The organism is Flavobacteriaceae bacterium, from assembly GCA_003443635.1.
GTDB lineage: Bacteria > Bacteroidota > Bacteroidia > Flavobacteriales > Flavobacteriaceae > AU392.
The window spans coordinates 2,219,672-2,241,384 of record CP031964.1 but is presented as its reverse complement, the minus strand read 5'-3'; the positions used below and the strand labels follow the sequence as shown (position 1 = coordinate 2,241,384).

Below are 21,713 nucleotides of genomic sequence, written 5' to 3'. Positions count from 1 at the left end.
TTATTTTGCGAACCATTTTCTGACTGTAGTTTCTGCTCTTTTATTATTAGGCGTAAAAGCAGTATTTTCAACTCCTCTATATTCAAGATAACTAGGGAATTTCCACCATAAAATCCCGCCACACCATTCTTCATTTTCTATGCCTTCAAAAATTACTTTGTAAGCGCGATCTTGATGTTCTTCATTAAAAATGGTGTTATCGCCATCAGAATAAGGTTGTTTCCATGGAGCATTAATACTTCTAAAACCAATCTCAGTAAATACAATAGGTTTTTTATATGTATTATAAACCGATTTAATTTTTGATTTTACTTTATTAAAGCTTGTTTTTAACTCTTCATCTGTGGCATCATTTTTATTACTTAATGGGTAATATGAATTAATACCAATAAAATCTAAATCCTTCCATAAACTAATGGTTTCAAACTCTTTTCCCCAATTAGCTGAATAAGTTAGTTTTCCGGAATAAAAACCTCGAATGTTTTTGATCATCCTTGTCCAATTACTCTCGTGAGTTAAAGTTGCAATTGAAAACTCAACCCCTACAGATAACATTTCAATATTATGTATTTCTGCTAAAAAGGCATAATGTCTAATCCAACGATAGTAATAACTAAAGAATGCTTGCCATTGCTCTTCGGTTTCAAAATCCATTTCACCTGGCCAGCTGCCTCCAACAAATATTTGAGGTTTTAATAGTGTAGACATTCCCATTTTTTTTGCTTCATAGGCTGAATGTATTACACCTTGATCATTTTCAGACCCAGCTCCTTTGTTTAAGGACAGATAAGTAGGCTCTATATTTCCACTACCTCTAATATAACTATAAGGAACAATTGTAATGGCATTGGCACCCATTTCTTTTTGTTTTACTAATGCATCGGTAGCTTTACGAGATAAATAACCATTGTAAATGCCATATCCTTCGTGAGCAAAATTAAAACCTTTTAAATAAGTTGTACTAAAGTTTCGTTTTGCTACAACTTTTGTATTACGAGCTATAATATCTAAATACTGTTGCCAAGAAGATTCTAGGTTCGAGATTTCCTTAGGAGAAGGGGTCCAGTTTTGATACCTATTTAACAATTGATCCTTACCTAATTTTTTGATAAGAAAATCAATTAAAGCTGCTGACATGCAATCTACTACTAAATCAGATTCATTTTCAATTAACTCATTGTCAAACAATTCTTCTAAAGATAAAGTATTACCTGATTTTGCCAAGCGCCCTACCCAGTATTCATAACCTTCTCGTTGCCATTTGCTAGTAAAAAACACAGGTAAACCTCGCCCTAATGTTAACGATTTAGAACTTCCTAAAAGATGTTGAATTATTAAATCGTTTTCTTTTTGAATAAAATTATTGGCATATTTATCATTAATAATGGTATGGACTGAATGATCATTAATATCGAAGTGTGCTTGCTCTGTATTGCCCAGCATTAAACCTTTGTCTTCTGCTGTTTTATAAATGTGATAATTGATTTTGGAGGAAATATTTTTTTTGCCTAAAAATGTTAATATGGCTTTAGTAGAAGTTTCTATATCATTATTTAATTGAGAGATACCTAACGTAGATATTGCTTCTTGGTGCGATATAAAATTATAATATTCTGATTTTAAAATAGTATCATTTCCAGTTGAATAATCAAAATATACTTTAGGGTCAATTTTCCAAGTGGTATCAAAATTTCCCATTTGTACTTTAGTGTCATTACTAAAAATTTCATAATCCATATTCTGAAAGAAAAAACCACGACGACGACTATTTTGAGTTAGTTTATTTTTAATAAAATTAAAAACTTCATGTTCACTATTTCCTGTAATAAAACTAAAAGGTAGATTAATGTTTTTTGGATTAGGATAAAACATTAATGAAATAATATCCTTTTTATTTGAGTAATCATTCTGATTAAAAATCAATTTTGTACTCGAAAAAGAAAGTGGTAGATCAACTGATAATTCTTTAATTAAAGAATTACTTTCTGGTGTACCCAACAAGAATAATACACGATTTTGTATATCGCTTTGAGTAATCTCTTCAATAGATTTATAGTTTATAGCTGTTGTACGCCTGCCTATTTGAGGTGTTTTTGAAATTTCCTCTAATAGAATTTTATAATTTTTTTCGATATTTTCATCTTGTGCTCCATATACGATAAGTAACTCTTGTTTTTCAAAAAAATTACGTCTTAGTTGCCTACGTGAAGGAAGGGAATCATTTTTAACCTTAGAATTTAATGCACTTAGTTGAGGTTCTGAATTATTGCCATCACAGCTACTAAAGATAAAGATTGAACATATAAGTAAAAACAAAAAATGCTTCATTGTAATATGAATTAATGATGGTAGGTTTTAGGATTATAAATTACATTTAATAACTAAAAACGTAAAGATAAGAAGTGTTTTTTAAGTAAACATTAACGAATTTAATAGATAGCAGGTGTAAGAAAAAGTACAAATGTATCGACAAATCGAATGATTTAACCCCCAAATCAAACTATGAAAAAGAAAAACCTACTTAAAAAAGGCACATTGATATGTGCTTTAGTTATAATTTTTAACCTAAATAAGCTTTCTGGTCAGGTTGGTGTTGGTACTACAAATCCACAAGCTGCTTTTGATGTAACATCTACAACATCTGGAGTATTATTTCCGAGATTAACAACTTTACAAAGAGATGCAATTCCTACTCCAGCAACAGGAATGTTAATTTTTAATTCTAATACAAATACGTTTGATTATAATGTTGGTACTCCAGCTACTCCTAATTGGGTGAGTTTAAGTACAGGAAATAGCTCATCTACTAGTAGTGCTCCTATATCAGCAAAGTTTTCAAATACAGATACGAATACAGATTTAAATTTCCCCACCGGATCAAATCTTTTAACTCCAATTTTTGGTGCAGTAGAATGGAATGACGATCCTTCACTTTTTGTTCAATTAAATGATGAAACACTAAGAGTCACACAATCTGGACGTTATCGCGTACAATATAATATTAGTATACAAAATCAATCGGGTGGTCAAACAGATGCAGGGTTAAGCGCTATTTTGCGTGTAAATGGAGTGAACACTGGAAGTTTTTCATTAACAGGATTAATGACTAATAATGCGCGTCATGATTTTGCATCATTACACTTAGCAGATGTTTTTGAATTTTCTGCAAACGATGTGATTAGTATCCATATTTTTGATGCAAACTCACAAATAAATGTTATTACTCTTGAAGGAGTAGGCACTTCTACATTTTTTGTAGAACGTATCTCTGATATACAAACAAATTGAAAGCTTAATTTTTTCGTTGTGCTTTAATAAACACATCTATATTATCTGGACGATCATTTACAAAATGCAATGTGGTTAAACCGTTTTCGTTTTGACCAATCACTGCTGGGATTGAAGAAGTAGTTAAAAACCAACCCTCGGGTAAAACCACTGTATTTCGATTGCGTCCAAAACTACGATCCCATACTAATTGATCTTTATATATTACATAACGATTTGGATCTGTATAAGTCTCAGTAATACGTAAACGTCTGGATTCACCTTTTTTTACAGGATCAAACCAAATGGCTACTACTTCGGTTTCTGGTTTAATTTCAGAATTAATAACAATACCACGCTTGGTGATTGCTTCTCCTTTAAATGTTTCTACTTTAAGCTGCTCTCCTGTATCTAAAATAATTGCTGAAGGATTTGAAGCTTTGCTCCCTGGTCGTACAACATTAAGATAACGATCCATTTCTGGGCGTGTTTCTGTATAATCGTGATATAATAAAAAAGAATGTGTTTCTGGTTGTTGTAAAAAGTATACAATATCACGATCTTGAAAAGCACGCTCATTAAATTGATATCCTAAACGTGCTTTAGATTGATCTCTAGCAGTACCAATACCTGGATTATAACGATCTTCTTGCGGAGTTTTAATAACAGTATTGTTTGCCAATGGTTTTGCTTTTATTACCAAAGGAGCAGCAGCTGGCCCTCGATTTAAAAAACTAACTTTTATACGGGCATCATCTGTAAGTTGCACTTGTGATGGATAGTTACAATGCGTTAATTCGTAGCCTTTTGGAAGTATAATACTATTGCGTTTAATTCCTAAAGAACGAGAGAATACTATGGATTTTCCTTCTCTGAAGTAACTTGCAGTATCTTTATAAGTTTTGTCAATGCGTATTCGAGCTTGTCCGCCTTTTGGAATTGACCTTGCTAGTGTAACTTGTAAATAATCTGTATTTTCTGATGCAGAAGTCAATCCATTTTGTTTAGCAATCTTGCCTTCTACAATTTCCCATTCTAATTCTTTTCCAGAATATAAATCCCATACTTTATCTACAGTATGCTCACTACCACGCCTTAAAGTATTCCAATAATAGTTTGCATTAGCAGTCGTACCACTCACATCGTAAATAATACGAAAAGATTGACTATCTGGATCCAACAACTCGTATTGTGTATAACTATCGATTTGTGTTTGTTGCGCTTGAGAAACGATACTGAAAAACATTAGAATTACTAATGTTATTAATTTTAGAGGGTAATGCTTTGTCATTATAATACTATTGAAAAAGATTAATTTAATGTGATAACTCTTTTAACCGTTCCGCCTTTATCAGATTGGATAATTAATGTAGCTGAGGCTTTACGACCAGTAATTTGAATTCCGTAGTTGACATGTCGTTTACTACTAATTCCAGATTGACCACTATCTCGACTTCCAGAAATGTGTCCTAAATCGGTACGAAATTTACCAGAAATGAGCTTAGCATTTTTTAATTTTAAAATTGCACGCACTGGTTGATAAAGTTTAGCTTCGATAGAGCGTTCTGTAATATTTGTGGGCAAATATCCAATATTTTGAATTTCAGTAGAAAGATTGACTATTTTCTTTTTTTCTATTGAAGTAACTTTGGCATGATTGATAGTTAGTAGAGGACTAATTTCTGCTAAATAGAGCATCCATTCTACATATTGCTCAATTTCAGATTTTAAGAATTTTGTTGGAGGATTTTGAAACGTAAATTTCCTATTCCAACCACCAATTTCGACTTCTCCAAGATCAGGATGATTGTATGATTTCCAATTAATAAATCCTTTGCCATCAAGTTCTCGATCATTCCATATTAATTCTTCTTCATCTGAAATACGTCCATCTCCATTATAATCTTCAACAAAACCTCCCCAAAACTCAGGAACAAAGGCAGGAACTCCAAAATCCCAATATGACCAGCTAATTAATGTGCCATGTCGATGCAAACGCGGATTACTATAGCTGGGAATCACACGTTGCCCTGTTGTAGTATTGTATTTATTAGCGAGTTCAATGATTAAACGTTGGTCGCTCATATTATAATTGTCCCAATTGGTAGTAGACGGTAAACGAAATAAAAACCCTCCAGATGTGTGTCCATGAAAAACACCTGTAATATGACGCCTAGAATTGATGAATTCAATAGTAGCTCTAGTTTCAGGCTCAGATAGGGGGTAAGGACCAGCACCTAATTGCTCAAACTCTAAGCCCCAATTACGAGGAAAATTTCGATTCATATCTATTCCACCAACACCATCTTCGTTATACTTTCCATCTTTATCATCATCAATACCTTCAGTATATATATCATAATAAATACCTCCATTTTCTCCAAACGATCTAGGAATCATTACACGAGAATCTTCTTTACTAACTTTATATTTTCCATTAATATTTTTAACTCGCATCTGTGTGATAATACCATTATTATCTAAGTCGTTACCGGGATCTTCATCTAGTAGCCCATCAAAATCTTGATCATAAGGACGTGGCGTACTTCGTAATACTGTTGCTGTATTTAATGCTAAATCTGCACCATCAGGGTTAAACTTAGGACGTATATATAACACTCGTGAATCGATTAAATTTTTAATACGTTCATTTGTACTATAATTAGTAAGAAGATACCAAGCATAATGTAAACTGACTTCAGCACCTGTTAGCTCACCTGCATGAATATTTCCATCATAATAATATGCAGGTTTTGTATCTGCAGCCCCAGTATCTTTATTAGAAATCTCCAGTACCATTAAATCAGTACCTTTTAAAGTTTTCCCTATAGAGTAGAGCTTGGTTAATTTAGGAAATGCATTTGCCCAAGCTTTTAGCAAGCGATCAGCTTCTGCTGTAGAATGATATTTATCCCATTTTGGATTTAAAGGATTTTCGTTTTGACTGAATGAATATGTTCCAAATAAAATGCAAAATAGAGCAATAGTTAGAGAGGTTCTAAAAATCATTTTAATTTTAAGTTACAGATAATGTTGTAAATATAATCGAACTTAGTTTAAAATAAATACTCTTTAACTATTGATTTCATAGTGCTTAAATTTTAAAATTCTAAGCTTATGACAAATGAACTAAAAAATGATAAAATGTGTGATTAAGAATTACCTTAAACCTTAAATTATTGATTGTTAGTATTATTTATATCTTTAATAAGATGCTCTGTAGATGTCATGGCGTTTTTGTAACATTTGTAGCCCCATCGAGATGCAAAAACAAGAAAAATGATCATTACAAGAGAATAGATATACCAAATGTTATCGACTTCTATAAAAATATCTTTATTACTTCCAATTTTTACAATTACAGGTAACATAGCAATTACTACAATAAAATTTAAAGTGATACCCAATCGTTGTACAAATAATAAATGATTTTTCTTTTTAGTAAACTCAACAAGAGTTTCCTTATAGCTGTTAGTCATGATATTAATTTTTTTCATGCGTTGAATTGAGTTCAATACTAAAGCTGGTATAATTGCAAAATAGGCTAGTATCATAATACCAAAAGTTAATAAATACCATGTATCAAGCTTGTGTAAATTTAATATGAGATATATAGTGAATATAAAGCATATTAATGCCCCAAGGCCTTCATAAATTTGAAATTTATTAAATTTACGTCTATATTTTTCTTGTGTCATTTCTATAATAATCTCATTAGTTAATTGTTTTTGTTTTTCTAGTTGACCACTCATTTGTGACCATGCAGCTTGCATTTCTTCTAATTCCATAAATCTTATTTTTTTACAAGTTGTTGTTTTAATTTTTGCTTAATACGAGAAATACGTGTTCCTACATTGCTGTTAGAGAGCCCTGTAATTTGCGCAATTTCTTCATATTTTTTACCTTCTAATAGAAGTAAAATCAATCCTTTTTCTAAATCATTAAGCTTTCTGATTTGAGTATACATTTCTTTTAAACGTTCTTCCAGTATGGGATCGTCAGGCTCATATTTTAAGTGAAGATGATCAAGTTCCACTTTATGTCCTTTCCGTTTTTCTTTTCTTAAAAAAGTAAAAGCAGTGTTTAGTGCCACACGGTACATCCAAGTACTTATTTTTGATTCACCACGAAATCGATCAAACCCTTTCCAGAGCTGATATACAATTTCTTGATATAAATCTTTCTGATCGTCATCAGAATGTGTGTATACCCTTGTAATCTTAAAAATTACACCCTCGTGTTCTTTTATAATATCTGTAAACGCTTGTTCTTTTTGCATTAAAGAATTGTATTTGTAGTATAAGTATACACTATTACAAAAAAATCACAAAAAAGATATTTTTTTATTTCAGGTCACAGAATTAACTCAAATGTTCATCGAAATAATTTAAAACAGTATTAAACGCCTTTTTTGTGGGATGCCCTTCTTTATCAACAAAATCTAAAGTTAAAATGGAGTGCCCCTTACCAGGTAATTGATGAAGAATGATACGTTTTTTATTATCGTTATTAAATGTTTGATCTATAGCATTAAGTTTTTTTGCAGAACAAATAGTGTCACCTTCAAAACGTCCACAATGCATAGGACCAACATTATCTAATTTATTTTTAATAAGTTCTATTTCTCGTTGTGAAATATGTATGGCTGATTGCTTTGTTAACGGGAGAGATGGCTGACTTGCAAATCCTGCTAATACAGCATCATTTGCCATTAAAGAAATGGCAAAATTCCCTGTTAAACACATGCCTATAACAGCGACACCTTTTACATTATATTTTTGTTTTATTTCACTACATAATGCAGAAAGATAATCGACAATAGGGCTAGATTTATTTGTTGCAAATAATTTGAATTCTTTTCGCATGCAAAATACTCTTAAAAGATTCCTGAAAGTAGCTGTTTTTCCAATAGGACCAAATAAATGTGGTAAAACAACAGTATAATCATTTTTCACAAACTGATCGGCTAATGCTAAAGTTTCCTGACCAATACCAGGCAATTCTTGAATGAGTATAAGAGTTTTTGTTCCTTCACCCAATGTGTAAATATCATGTGTTATACTTTTACCATTTTTGGCAACTGCCGTAAAAGAATCTTTTTTGTAAGATGATATTTGTGTAACGGATGTCATTTAGATTAATTATTATTATTAGCAAATAGAAAACGGAAAGATAATAACATTTGAAAGATTATAATTAGTCACTTAAAATTTCCATAGCAGCTTTGAGTCCACTACCCATAACAAATGAGTGATCAGCATTTTTTAATGCAGTTTCAATAGCTGCAATAGTTGCCAATATATCTGCTCGATTAACGACGCCCATATGTCCAACTCTAAAATATTTATTTTTAATTTCTCCGAGCAAACCACCAGCAGTAATCACACCAGCTTTATTAATTGCTGCTAATATATCTCCACCATTAATTCCGTCTGGGAAATAAGGCGCTGTAAGTGTATTAGGTGAAATTTCTTCAGAGTTGGCGATGAAACTTAAATCCATAGCTTCTAATGCAGCCCTAAAAGCTTTACTTATTGTTCTATGACGTATGAAACGTTGTTCTAAACCTTCAGCAAGAATTAATTTTAAACTAACTTCTAAGGCTTGTACTAAATTTACAGCAGGTGTACCAAAATATGAAGGTTTACGGTTTTCATAAGCTTTCATAATAGGAAGCCAATTACCCCAATCTGCATAATAATTAGAAACAGGAGTGTTTCTATTCTCCCAAGTAGATATTGCCTTTTTTGAAGCTACTAATAATGCTAAACCTGGCGGTACACCTATGGCTTTTTGCGAAGCTGTGAGTACTATGTCTAATCCCCACTCTTCTTGCTTTATATCTTCTCCTGCAACAGAACATACTCCATCTAAAATGGTGAGTACATTATGCTTTTTACCTAAAATCCCAATATTTTTAGCATCATTTAATACAGCTGTAGAGGTATCCACATGAGTAAAAGTAAGAAGCTTGTAATTTTTTTTAGAAAGTTGTTCGTCTATAACTTCCATAGGAACAATATTTCCAATATCGGCATGTAAGATATCTACGTTAGCTCCGTAACGTTTTAATAATTCAAAATAACGTTCTCCAAAATACCCTGTAGAAATAACTAAAGCATTATCACCAGATTCAATTAAATTTGCTCCAGCAATATCCATGGCTAATGTTCCTGTACCAGCAATTATAAAAGGCTGCCCATTAGGTGCTTGCCAGACGTCTCGCATTATTTCTAGAGTATTTCCAAAGGACTCGATAAAATCTGGAGCTACGTGGCTGGTTGTAGGCTGACCCATAGCTTGTAATACTTCAGGTTCAAATTCAATTGGACCTGGTATCATTAATAGTTTTCTGGATTTCATTTAATTGTTTTTCAAAAAATTAAGAATATGAGAATTCACTAAATCTGAGGCTTCTTCTTGCAAAAAATGACTTGTATCAATAATATATTCGTATTTAGGATTTATATTTAAATCGGCCAGCACTCGTTCTCTTTGCGGTTTCCATTTTAAAAAAGAATCATGCTTTCCCCATATAACAGCTACTGGGATGTTAATATTTTTAATTACATTTTCATAATTTGGTAAATCATTGCAAGTATTGGTGAAAAACTGATACAGGGCTTTAGTTTTCCCTTCTTTTAAAGGAGTTCTATACCCTTCAAGGGCTGCTTCTGTTAGTTTTGTATTTTCAAGACCTTCTTTAAATAATTTATTAACCATTGTGTTTGTTGTTAATTTATTATCATATAACCACATACTAAATTTAGCAAAAACCCCTGGTTTCATTCGTATGGGAGGTTTAAATCCTTCTTCATAAATAATAGTATTTAAAATAACTAACTTGGTTATTTTATTAGGATTTTGCTTGAATAATTCCCAAGTCCACAAACCACCAGCGTCATGCATTATATGTGTCCAATTTGTAATGTTTAAGTGTTTCATTAATGCTCCTAAACGCTTTGCGTGCTGCTCTGGAGCATATATATCATAACCTTCAGGATTATCACTGTTTCCAAATCCCAGCATATCTGGAGCAATTACACGATATCCTTTATTTACTAAACCATCTATCATTTTTCGATATAACCATGAAGAAGTAGGAACGCCATGTAACAATAAAATCACCTCACCTTCACCTTTATCAATATATTTTATATTACCGTCAGTAGATTTAAATATATCTTGAGAATTTCTAAATTCTGTATAATTAAATTCCTCATCAAGAAGTATTTTTTTACTAGTACCACAGCTATATACAAGAAACCCTAAAAAAAATAGAGCTGCAATATTTTTTAATTGCTTTAAACAGAAATATCTCATGATGTAATTAATTTTTTAATAGTATCATTAATTTGATGATGAGCCATATCATAAACATTTTGATGAGCCCCCTTGTAAGCAATTGATAATTCTGTACAAGCTAAAATGACAGCAACATCATTTGCATATGAATTTACTAAAGTATTAAATTTTTCAAGTTCAATCATAGTTGTAATTCCGGAATAAACTTGTTTACGAATATGATCTATAAACTGCATATTATCGTCAGATACTGTAATCACTTCAATATTTTCATTTAAAAAATAAATTTTCAGACAATTAGAAGACATATTAAAGAAAGAAGCAAATAATATAATTTTGGTTTGCTTGTTTCTTTTTAAAGATTGAATGGTAAGCTCTATAGGGTGGGAAATGGTATATTTAAAAGATTGTTTTTTATTCAATAATTCCCATGTTTTATGAAGTGTAATATTTGGAATTAAAAGATGAGAAATATTTAATTCCTCCATTTTTTTTAGATATGGTAGAAGGTTTGCTTCTAATGATTTGTACTGATCTGGTAAAAAAGGATTGATCTCATTAAAATTTGTATTTAAAAGTAGTAATGGGCAAGTAGAGTAATCACCAAAATTACGGTTATATACCTTGTTTAATGTTTCTAAATAAAAGAGTGTAGATAAGCTTCCTAATCCTAAAACTCCAATATTTGTATTTGATTTAAGCACTAAGTTAATGTCTTACTAATAAGTAATTGCAAAAATAATTATTACTATCTGTGAATTTTTTAAAGATACTGAATTTTGCATTTTTGATAATATTTTTTAAAATAGTATCATTATATTTTCGGGAAGTTTCGGTTTTTAATTGTTCTCCTTCTTCGAAATAAAAAGTTTTACCGATACTTTTTATGGTAACACTTTGTTTGATTACGCTTTCGATATAACTTTCTGCAACACCTGTTTTTTCGCTATACTTTGGAGAGTGTTTCCAATACTCAATATTAAAATTTCCATCAAGCTCTTTATTAATTCTATGTAGTAAATTGAGATTGAATTCTTTTGTTATTCCATTAGAATCGTTATAAGCTGGTAATACAATATTTTTAGATTTAATTAAATCAACTCCTAAAAGAAGTTGATCTCCTGGATTGAGATTTTCACTGAGTTGTGTCATAAATTCTTCAGCAATATCATCAGTCATGTTACCAATATTGGATCCTAAAAATAAAATTACTTTCGGGTGATGAGAATCTTTTATAGATTCTAAAGTTTGAAAATAAGTACCATGTTTTTTAATAACCTCTATCTGTGGCAGCTCATTTTTTAAACTCTCCTCTAAATTATTTAAAGCATCCAAAGAAATATCTATAGGCAAATACTTAAAATTGTAATTTTTATTACTTAAACCTTTTAATAATTGCTTAGTTTTAGTGCCATCTCCTGCACCAAGTTCTATCAACTCGAAATAAGTTGAAGTACTTATATTTAAAGCTTCAATAATAGAATTACTTTGCTTATTGAAAATTTCGAATTCTGAGCGTGTTAGATAGTACTCAGGTAAATTCATTATCTCTATAAATAGTTCACTTCCTTTTTTATCATAAAAATATTGAGAAGATAATGTTTTTGGAGTAGAGCTTAATCCTTGTTCTACATCTTTTTTAAATTGCTTAATCATTTTATTGTGCAAGTCGTATTCCTGAAAATTGCCACTGTAATTGTGGGTGAAAAAAGTTTCGATAAGTATGCCTACTATGTCCTTTAAAAGTTGCTACAGAAGCACCTCTAAGTACCATTTGATTAATCATAAATTTTCCGTTGTATTCTCCTAAAGCGCCTTCAGCAATTTTAAAATTAGGATAAGGTAAATACGCAGAATTTGTCCATTCCCAACGTTTCCCCCATTTAAATTGATGAGATGCTATTTCCCATTCAAACTCAGTTGGCAAACGATACCCTTTCCAAGTAGCATAGGCATTAGCTTCGTAATAATTAATATGAGATAATATGGCGTTTAGATCTATAGGTTGTAGTCCTGATAGAGTATAATAAAACCAACTGTTATCTTTTTTGACCCAATATAATGGTTGATTAGCTTTAGTTGTATGGCACCAAGTCCAACCTTCGTCTAACCAATACTTAAAATTTTCATATCCGCCATCTTCAATAAATTCAATAAACTCTCCATTAGTAACTAAAGTTTTAGAAATTTTATAATTATTTAAAAATACTTTGTGATATCCTAACTCATTGTCAAAACAAAACGATCCTGAATTATGCCCAATATCATAAATACCTTCAGTAATAGAAACCCAACCAGTATTATCGTTACGATCTTTTATTAGGTTAAAATTGGATTCGTAAACTGGATGTAATGGGTTTTTAGAAAGCACATATTTTAGATCGGTTAACAATAACTCTTGATGTTGTTGTTCATGATGTATACCTATTGTTATTAGCGAATTAATTTCGTCGTTAGCATCTGATAATAAGATTTTTATTTGCTCATCTACATAAGCACGGTATTTATAAACAGTATCTACGGTTGGACGTGTTATTAATCCACGTTCTGCGCGTATTGCTTTATCACCTACAGAATTGTAATAGCTATTGAATAAAAAATTAAAATCACTATTAAATATTTTATAGTTTTTTAAGTATTTTTTTAGAATCATTTCCTCAAAAAACCAAGTAGTATGAGCTAAATGCCATTTCGGAGGGCTTGCAAATTCTGCAGATTGAGGAATATAATCTTCTATATATAATGGTGAACAAATATCTTCAGAACGTTGTCTTGTTTGTGAAAATAAAGAAGTTAGATTATTCATTTTAAAGTCGATGGTTGATCGATTTTGATTAAACTTAATAGTGAAATCATAGCTTCATAAGGTAAAGACTATGCTTATAATTAAGAAAGGTAAAGATAAAGAAACTTTTAAAAGACGTAATAACGTGATGTTAAAATTTAGTACTTAATCTAACGTTAAAAATTCGTGGTGTTAAAAAATTTGGAACAGCAAATTGTTGTCTGCTTGATGCATCCCTTACAAAAGTATTTGTAATTGTGTTTTGAGCATCAAAAATATTAAAAATCTCAACGCCTAAACTCAAATATTTAAAAGCGCTTTTCCAACCACTATCATATCTTTTATTACCATTTACAATATCATAAGAAAACCCAACATCTGCACGCCTGTAATCAGGTAAACGCCTTCTAAACCCACGTGGGTCAGCAAAACGAGGTGTCCCTCCAGGGACACCAGTATTATATACTAAATTAAGATATACTTTTAAATCAGGAATATTTGGTACATAATCTTGAAAAAGCACACCAAATTTTAAGCGCTGATCTGTAGGTCTAGGTATAAAACCAAGTCCATCAATATTTTCTTCAGTTTTTAAATAACTAAAACTAAACCATGATTGTGTTCCTGGAACAAACTCACCATTAAGACGTACATCTAAACCATAAGCAAAAGCCTTACCACTGTTTCTTGCTCTGTAACGAATTCGAACATTCTCAAGCGTATAAGGGTTTACATCAGTTATGTTTTTATAAAACGCTTCTGTAATTAGTTTAAAAGGGCGATCCCACATTTTAAAACTATATTCATTTGCTGCAACTAAATGTATAGATTTTTGAGCTTTTACATTAGGTTGTACTACTCCTGAAGAATCTCTTAATTCCCTGAAAAATGGAGGTTGATGATAAACACCACCACTAAGCCTAAAAAGAACATCTCTTTTCCAACCAGGCTTAATTGCAAATTGAGCTCTTGGACTAAATACAGTTTGATTTGTTTTTTCTATACCTAAACCAGAAACAGACCAATTATGTACCCTAGTACCTACATTGTAAAATACCTCATGACCGTTAATTTCATCTCGCCTGCTCCATTGTAAATACCCCTGTAGACGCTGTATTTTAGTATTATTAATAGCATTTACGCTTTGAAATGCTACTAAAGGCCCTTCAAAAGGTTCAAAAGGCTCATCATTTCTAGGTGTAACGTCTGGAGGGTTAATTAAAAATCCAGCAGAATCTATGACTTCAAATTCATCTAAGCGATCACGAATATCTTCATCTACATATTTTATAGACCATTCAAAATTATTTTCTTTAACGTTATAATTTCCTTTATGTTCAACAGAAGTAATTAATGCATCTAATTCGTTTCTGGCATGTGTTAATTGACTTCCAATATTCTGACTAAACTCTACATCACCTAAATCTTCACTGCCAATGTTGTTATTAACTTCCCCTATTCTATACTGAGCAAGAATATCAAAAAATTCCCTTTCTTGTGAATGATAAGTAGATGCTATAAATTTTAAGGTTAAATCATCATTTACAAAATAAGAACCTTTTAAAGCTCCAAATAATGTTTGATATTCATCACGTTCCTGACCTTCAAAAAAAACAAGCAATGCAATAGGGTCATCAATAGTTCCAAAATTAGTTTGTTGTGTTTCAGGTTCAAAATTATATTGATTAAGCGAAGCATTTCCTAAAAAACTTAAATGAAATTTATCTGAAAAACGATAAGTTAAAAATGCTTGCCCATCTAAAAATAAAGGATCGAAATTAGTTTGAGTTTGTCGAGCTTCTACTAATAAACTATTATCTCTTAATCGTATACCTCCAATCCCAGAAAACTTAGAATCCTTAGATATAACTTCTCCAGTGATACTACCTCCTAATAAACTTGCATCGGCACTAAGACTAAATTTAATAGGGTTTTTATAAGTAATATCCAATACAGAAGATAATTTATCACCATATTTTGCTTGAAAACCTCCTGCAGAAAAATCAACATTTTGTACTAAATTACTATTTACAAAACTAAACCCTTCTTGTTGACCAGATCTAATTAAAAGGGGGCGATACACCTCTATTTCATTAACATAAACAAGGTTTTCATCAAAATTCCCTCCTCTAACGTTATATTGTGTACTTAATTCATTAGTAATACTTACGCCTGGTAATGTTTTTAATATATTTTCAACCCCCGATTGAGCACCTTTAATAGTTCTTATAATTTCTGGATCTATAGTTGTAATTCCCTCTAACGCTTTACGATCACTGCTTTTAATCACTACTTCTGTAATTTGCTCAATATCAACTTTCATTACAGGATTAAATTCTATAGACTCCCCATTTTTAAAATTGAATTTAACACTTATTTTTTTATGACTTAAATGTGTGAAAACAATTGTAATATCTGTATTAGCAGGAACTTTTAATAGATAAAATCCGTTTTCATTTGTAGAAGTTCCTAATTCTCTAGCTTTGATATTTACATTAGAAATAGGGGTATTATTCTCATCTAAAATAATGCCTTTTATTGTAGCAGTTTGTGCTAAGCTAAATAATGGTAGTAATAAGAGTATAAGTTTAAAAGCGTAAAGTTTAATATTCAAAAGATTATATAAGGATTTTATTTTCTATAATAAGTTGTTTCAAATGTAGAACTATTTCCAACATTATCTATAATTATTAATTTTAAATTCTGTTCAGTATCTGTAATAATTGCATCATTAAAATCGTGAACTAATAATTTTTTCTTGGGTTCATATTCCATAAGTACCCATTTACCATTTATTGTAGCTCTATAATTACTTATTCCAGATAACTTATCGTCTATTTTTAATTTTAGGTAACGTTCGTTACTAATCCATTTTTGACTTTTAAAATTTATGGGAGTGATTGTTGGAGCTTCAGTATCAGATGCAATGACATATCTTCCTAAAACATTAGTTCTCGAAGTTAATATATTTCCTTTCCTTGTTGTAGGTATATATGTTTTATTGTTATACTTATTTAAACGAGCAATAAATAATTTGTCTTTATCTGCATCTGTATAATTATTAATATCATAATTAATTGAAAAATACTTTTGAGTTGGAGTATTAGAGTTATGTAGTATTAAGGTATCACTACTAACTTTAAAATCTATAAACAAATCATCATAAAAGGTTTCTTTAGGTAAAAATACAGAGACACCTTTATCTTGTAAAGTTATAGATTGATTGGTATAAATATAATGATTAGTAGTTTTAATTCTTTTTGGTTGAATATGATTTATTTTTTTTCCAGAAATTTCGATTGAAACTGTTGTTTCATTACCTTTAAAATCTGTTACTTTTATTTTATAAATATTTGATGTACTATCTTGAATTTCTAGATATCCACCTTTATCAATATTCTTATAAATGCTCAATGGGTTGTTAGATTGAAGAAATAATTTTTGAATTCGATCTTTATGTTCTTGATAGTATGAATAATCTATTAATCGATTAATGTGTTTTGTTTCATTAAAGGAGAAACGCTTAAAATCTATTTCAAAATTTTGGCTTCCATTAAAAAATGTCTGAATATTACTCACTCCATTTTTATTAGAAGCTAAATCTAACTTATCTGTTGTAATTATTCCAAATCCAATTTTACCGTGAGCATTAATTTGTTCAACAGTATAATTTCCATTTTCTAAAGGGATTAATCTTAGTTTTTTTATATTATTAGATGTATCTACATGGGCACTATCGTTAATTGGGTATGCAAAAATACCAGTAACATCAGGCCGTCTTGTATCTTTTGTATCTATCCCAAATAACATTGGATTTATTGGTCTTTCATTTTTATCTCTAAGCTCAAAATGTAAATGAGGGGCACTAGACCCTCCAGTATTCCCTGAAAATGCAATAACTTCATTTGTGCTTACAGATAATGTTTCGGGAGCTGGGAAAAGTTCAATTTCAAAAGTCTCTTTTTTATATTGTTGTTGTTTTATAAAGGCTTCAATTTTTGGAGAAAATTTTTGAAGATGAGCATATACAGAAACATAACCATTAGGATGTGTTACATATAAAGCTTTACCGTAACCCCAATGCGAAATTTTAATCCTACTTATATAACCTTTAGCAGCAGTAATAACTTTTAACCCTTCACGACGCTGTGTTTTAATGTCCATACCAGAATGAAAATGGTTAGAACGTAGTTCTGCAAACGTACCAGCTAGTATTATGGGAATATCTAAAGGGCTTCTAAAATAGTCTTGAGGGTAAGGATTTTGTGCAAAACAGAACTGTAAGCTGAGAATAAATAAGAAAAAAAATCCTTTGGGCATAAAATATAAACGTTAATGATGCTAAAATATTAATTTGTAATTAATATACTATAACTTCTCTTTCTAAAAAGATATTGTAGTTGAATAAAGATAAATAGATTAAAAATTTTATGTAAAAACAATTGCTAATTTGTTTTCGAATGTTAACTTTGTGTTATTAGTATTGAATTTTTTAAATGGGTAATATCGAAGCTATTGTAGATTCTTTAGAGAATAGAGTAAGCAAAGTTTTGCATAAACTAGAAGTTTTAAAGCAAACAAATGCCAATTTAAATAAGCAATTACAAGATTCTAAACAGAAAATAACAGAACAAGAAACACAAATAAACTCTTGGGAAGAAAAATATGAATCATTGAAATTTGCAAATTCAATATTAGGCAGTGATGAAAGTAAAAGAGAAACAAAGCTCAAAATAAATGCATTAATTAGAGAAATAGATCATTGTATATCTCAATTATCTGAATAATGCAATCGATTTAAATGTCAGAAACGCTTAAAATAAAGCTATCTATAGCAAATAGAGTATATCCTTTAACTATTGCACCAGCTCAGGAAGAAGGTTTACGAAAAGCGGCACAAGAGATTGATGAGATGATTAAACAATTTGAGCAAAGTTATTCTGTTAGAGATAAGCAAGATGTTTTAGCAATGTGTGCTTTACAATTTGCATCTCGGAATGAACAGAAAAAAATTGATAATACAAATCTAAATGAAGAAGTTGAGCAAAGGCTTAGTGCTTTAGATCAGCTTTTAAAGGAGTTTTAAACTCTTTCGTTCTTTAAAATAAAATAGGTTACTGCCTGCATTAGTTATTTTTTGATAAACTCAACGTTAATTCTTTATAAAGGGTGAGTTTAAGCTGTAAAAGCGAGCTGCTAGTACTGAATTTTATTCAGTATCTCGAGCAGATACTTGATCAGTTTGTTAACCCTAAACTTGTTTTTAAGGAGTTTATACAAAACGAAGCTAATGTGGGCTTTTTTTTTAAATTAATATAAACAGAAATGGACACGAATACAATTGTATATATTGTTGGAGGGATTATTGCAGGTGTAGTTATAGGATTTATTATCTCTAAGGTGTTAGAGAAAAATAGTGCATCAAAACTTATAATATCTGCCAAAAAAGAAGCTTCATCTATAGTTAAAGAAGCTAATAAAGAAGGAGAAGCTGTTAAAAAAGATAAAATGCTTCAAGCTAAAGAGCGTTTTATAGAACTTAAGTCAGAACACGAAAAAGTAATCTTATCTCGTGATAAAAAAATGGCTGAAGCAGAAAAACGAACAAGAGATAAAGAGTCTCAAATATCTTCAGAGTTATCAAAACATAAAAAACTTAATGTAGAGTTAGAAGCAAAAGAAAAAGATTATAATCATAGATTAAATTATCTTGAAAAACGTAAAGATGAAGTTGAAAAATTACATAAGAGCCAAATTCAACAATTAGAAGTTATTTCTGGATTATCTGCGGAAGATGCTAAAGCACAATTAGTGGAAGCTTTAAAGGGTGAAGCTAAAAATGATGCGATGGGGTATGTGCAAGATAAAATTGAAGAAGCAAAATTAACTGCACAGCAAGAAGCTAAGAAAATTATAATTAATACAATACAACGTATAGGTACTGAAGAAGCAGTTGATAATTGTGTATCTGTATTTAATATTGAATCGGATGATGTTAAGGGTAGAATTATTGGTAGAGAAGGAAGAAATATTAGAGCAATTGAAGCTGCTACAGGTGTAGAGATTATTGTAGATGACACCCCTGAAGCTATTATATTATCATGTTTTGATTCTGTAAGAAGAGAAATTGCAAGATTATCACTTCATAAATTAGTTACAGATGGTAGAATTCACCCAGCGAGAATTGAAGAAATTGTCAAAAAAACACAAAAACAAATAGAACAAGAGATTATTGAAGTTGGAAAACGTACAGTAATCGATTTAGGAATTCACGGATTACATCCAGAACTTATTAAAACAATTGGAAGAATGAAATACCGTTCTTCTTATGGACAAAATTTATTGCAACACTCTAGAGAGGTTGCAAAATTATGTGGCGTTATGGCTGCCGAATTAGGATTGAACCCAAAGTTAGCTAAACGAGCTGGGTTGTTACATGATATAGGGAAAGTGCCAGATGCAGAAGCAGATATGGAAACTCCTCATGCTATTTTAGGAATGCAATGGGCAGAAAAATATGGAGAAAAACCAGAGGTATGTAATGCTATTGGAGCGCATCATGACGAAATAGAAATGAAGTCGCTACTATCTCCAATTATACAAGTTTGTGATGCTATTTCTGGAGCACGACCTGGAGCACGACGCCAAGTATTAGATTCGTATATACAACGATTAAAAGATTTAGAAGATATAGCATTTGCATTTAACGGAGTTAAAAAAGCATATGCTATACAAGCAGGGCGTGAGTTACGTGTTATTGTAGAAAGCGAGAAAGTAACAGATGATGTAGCTGCGAACCTGTCGTTTGAAATTTCTCAGAAAATTCAAACTGATATGACTTATCCAGGGCAAGTTAAAGTAACAGTAATTAGAGAAACTCGAGCTGTAAATATTGCCAAATAATATAGATATTATAGTTTATTGATTTATTTTAAGCATCCGGTATTTGTTTTACTGGATGTTTTTATTTCTGGGATGATAAGTATGCATTAATGTTTTTAACTGACTTTTGTCTATATGCATATAAATTTCTGTAGTAGTTATACTTTCATGACCTAACATTAGTTGTATTGCCCTTAAATCTGCACCATTAGCTAATAAATGAGATGCAAACGAATGTCTAAACGTATGAGGAGAGATGCTTTTGTGAATACCTGCTTTTTCTGCTAGCTGTTTTACTAGAGTAAAGATCATTGCACGGGTTAGTTGTTTTCCTCTTCTATTTAAAAACAAAGTATCTCTATACTCTGAAACAATTGGAATATGTGTTCTTATTTCGGTTTTATAAATCGTAATGTATTTTTGTGTTTGAGAATCTATAGGCACGAAACGTTGTTTATTACCTTTCCCTGTTACTTTAATAAAACCTTCTTCAAAAAATAAATCAGATAATTTTAAATGAGTTAATTCACTCACTCGTAACCCACAACTATATAAAGTTTCAATAATCGCTCTATTACGTTCACCTTGAGGGTGGCTTAAATCTATTTGTTGTATGAGCAAATCAATTTCTTCTGTAGATAATGTATCTGGGAGTTTTCGACCAACCTTTGGAGACTCTATTAATGATAAGGGATTTGTTTCTCTATAACCTTCAAAAATTAAAAAATCAAAAAAACTACGCAAACCAGAAATTATTCGAGATTGACTTCTTGGGTTAACAGTTTTAGCGGTTTCATAAATAAACTTTTGTATAATTTCAGAATCTATACTTAAAGGAGATTCTTTAACTTTATTTATTTCAATAAACTTGATCAGTTTTTTTATATCTAAAGCATAACTATTAATAGAGTTTTGAGATAAACCACGCTCTAATTTTAGATAATACGTGTAATCATGTAAAGCCTGTGCCCAATTCATATTTAAATATAAAAAAACCACTCTATAAAAGTGGTTTTTTCATTAATTTAAAACTATTTATTTTTTAATAAATATAATTTTATAACCCATCCCAGTTTCTGGTGAGTATATTTATTAGATCGACAATAGCCCATACACCTAATCCTCCCAATGTAAGAATAAATAAAATATTCCATCCTACAGGACTACCTAAATACCATCTATGTGCAGCGAACCCTCCTAAGAAAAACCAGAATGCAACAGCAACCCACATATCTTTTGAAGCTCTTAATGCTGGAGCTGCTAATAATACACTTTCAGAGTTGTCCGTTATTGTCTCTGTATTTGCTTCTGCTGTTCTAACAACAGGGAATGAAGCTGCTTTAACAGTTCTAACAACAGGAAATGAAGCATAGCTTGCTGACATTGATAATAAAAATACTAATAATGTGAAAAATAGTTTACCTTTCATAATTAAAATTGGTTTAAGTTTGTTCTTACTAAAGTATACATAAAA

At 30.7% G+C, this 21,713-nt stretch carries 19 protein-coding genes and 1 other RNA gene; 5 read left to right on the top strand and 15 right to left on the bottom strand.

From position 1 onward, the window contains the following. Complete coding sequence (locus D1817_10170) at positions 1–2,328, bottom strand: hypothetical protein (GenBank protein ID AXT20228.1); 2,328 nt, start codon at positions 2,326–2,328, stop codon at positions 1–3. A 174-nt stretch (positions 2,329–2,502) separates the two neighbouring features. On the opposite strand from D1817_10170, the gene D1817_10165 reads away from it, so the two are divergent. Continuing rightward, positions 2,503–3,288, top strand: coding sequence for a hypothetical protein (locus D1817_10165; GenBank protein ID AXT20227.1), 786 nt, complete (start codon positions 2,503–2,505; stop codon positions 3,286–3,288). Between the two features lie 4 nt (positions 3,289–3,292). Here the strand turns inward: D1817_10165 and D1817_10160 are convergent, their stop codons facing one another. From D1817_10160 to D1817_10105, 12 genes are all read right to left on the bottom strand, one after another. Beyond that, entirely contained in the window at positions 3,293–4,558 is a 1,266-nt protein-coding gene (locus D1817_10160; protein ID AXT20226.1) for a hypothetical protein, read from the bottom strand. A gap of 20 nt (positions 4,559–4,578) precedes the next feature. Beyond that, positions 4,579–6,276, bottom strand: coding sequence for a hypothetical protein (locus D1817_10155; GenBank protein AXT20225.1), 1,698 nt, complete (start codon positions 6,274–6,276; stop codon positions 4,579–4,581). 167 nt (positions 6,277–6,443) lie between these two features. Next, positions 6,444–7,055, bottom strand: coding sequence for a hypothetical protein (locus tag D1817_10150; protein ID AXT20224.1), 612 nt, complete (start codon positions 7,053–7,055; stop codon positions 6,444–6,446). Positions 7,056–7,060: 5 nt separating this feature from the next. Further along, positions 7,061–7,546 (bottom strand): sigma-70 family RNA polymerase sigma factor, encoded by a 486-nt coding sequence (locus D1817_10145; protein ID AXT20223.1) that lies wholly within the window; start codon positions 7,544–7,546, stop codon positions 7,061–7,063. A gap of 82 nt (positions 7,547–7,628) precedes the next feature. After that, positions 7,629–8,399, bottom strand: a complete 771-nt coding sequence (locus tag D1817_10140) for a hypothetical protein (GenBank protein ID AXT20222.1) — start codon at positions 8,397–8,399, stop codon at positions 7,629–7,631. A 64-nt stretch (positions 8,400–8,463) separates the two neighbouring features. Continuing rightward, complete coding sequence (locus D1817_10135) at positions 8,464–9,630, bottom strand: alanine--glyoxylate aminotransferase family protein (GenBank protein AXT20221.1); 1,167 nt, start codon at positions 9,628–9,630, stop codon at positions 8,464–8,466. Continuing rightward, entirely contained in the window at positions 9,631–10,590 is a 960-nt protein-coding gene (locus D1817_10130) for an alpha/beta hydrolase (GenBank protein ID AXT20220.1), read from the bottom strand. Continuing rightward, positions 10,587–11,285: a hypothetical protein gene (locus D1817_10125; GenBank protein AXT20219.1), complete on the bottom strand. Its 699-nt coding sequence runs from the start codon at positions 11,283–11,285 to the stop codon at positions 10,587–10,589. The genes D1817_10130 and D1817_10125 overlap by 4 nt, the downstream gene beginning before the upstream one ends. Further along, complete coding sequence (egtD, locus tag D1817_10120) at positions 11,281–12,228, bottom strand: L-histidine N(alpha)-methyltransferase (GenBank protein ID AXT20218.1); 948 nt, start codon at positions 12,226–12,228, stop codon at positions 11,281–11,283. Before egtD ends, D1817_10125 begins: the two co-directional genes overlap by 5 nt. Position 12,229: 1 nt before the next feature. Then, positions 12,230–13,378: an ergothioneine biosynthesis protein EgtB gene (locus tag D1817_10115; protein AXT20217.1), complete on the bottom strand. Its 1,149-nt coding sequence runs from the start codon at positions 13,376–13,378 to the stop codon at positions 12,230–12,232. Positions 13,379–13,508: 130 nt separating this feature from the next. Beyond that, positions 13,509–15,971, bottom strand: coding sequence for a TonB-dependent receptor (locus D1817_10110; GenBank protein AXT20216.1), 2,463 nt, complete (start codon positions 15,969–15,971; stop codon positions 13,509–13,511). Between the two features lie 17 nt (positions 15,972–15,988). Beyond that, on the bottom strand, positions 15,989–17,677 hold the full coding sequence (locus tag D1817_10105) for a M23 family peptidase (GenBank protein AXT20215.1): 1,689 nt from the start codon (positions 17,675–17,677) through the stop codon (positions 15,989–15,991). A 176-nt stretch (positions 17,678–17,853) separates the two neighbouring features. On the opposite strand from D1817_10105, the gene D1817_10100 reads away from it, so the two are divergent. The 4 genes from D1817_10100 to rny all read left to right on the top strand — a co-directional run bounded on the left by D1817_10100 (position 17,854) and on the right by rny (position 20,260). Beyond that, on the top strand, positions 17,854–18,144 hold the full coding sequence (locus D1817_10100) for a hypothetical protein (GenBank protein AXT20214.1): 291 nt from the start codon (positions 17,854–17,856) through the stop codon (positions 18,142–18,144). 14 nt (positions 18,145–18,158) lie between these two features. Beyond that, the gene (locus tag D1817_10095; protein ID AXT20213.1) at positions 18,159–18,443 is read left to right on the top strand and encodes a cell division protein ZapA; all 285 of its coding nucleotides are present in this window, start codon (positions 18,159–18,161) and stop codon (positions 18,441–18,443) included. Positions 18,444–18,501: 58 nt separating this feature from the next. Further along, positions 18,502–18,631, top strand: a non-coding RNA gene (ssrS, locus tag D1817_10090) — 6S RNA. Between the two features lie 51 nt (positions 18,632–18,682). Then, complete coding sequence (gene rny / locus D1817_10085) at positions 18,683–20,260, top strand: ribonuclease Y (protein AXT20212.1); 1,578 nt, start codon at positions 18,683–18,685, stop codon at positions 20,258–20,260. Between the two features lie 48 nt (positions 20,261–20,308). Here rny and xerD read toward each other — a convergent pair whose 3' ends face one another. Further along, positions 20,309–21,217: a site-specific tyrosine recombinase XerD gene (xerD, locus tag D1817_10080; GenBank protein ID AXT20211.1), complete on the bottom strand. Its 909-nt coding sequence runs from the start codon at positions 21,215–21,217 to the stop codon at positions 20,309–20,311. A 79-nt stretch (positions 21,218–21,296) separates the two neighbouring features. Further along, positions 21,297–21,668 carry a TM2 domain-containing protein gene (locus D1817_10075; GenBank protein ID AXT20210.1) on the bottom strand — a complete coding sequence of 124 codons (372 nt, stop codon included), beginning with the start codon at positions 21,666–21,668 and terminating at the stop codon, positions 21,297–21,299. Positions 21,669–21,713: the final 45 nt, after the last annotated feature.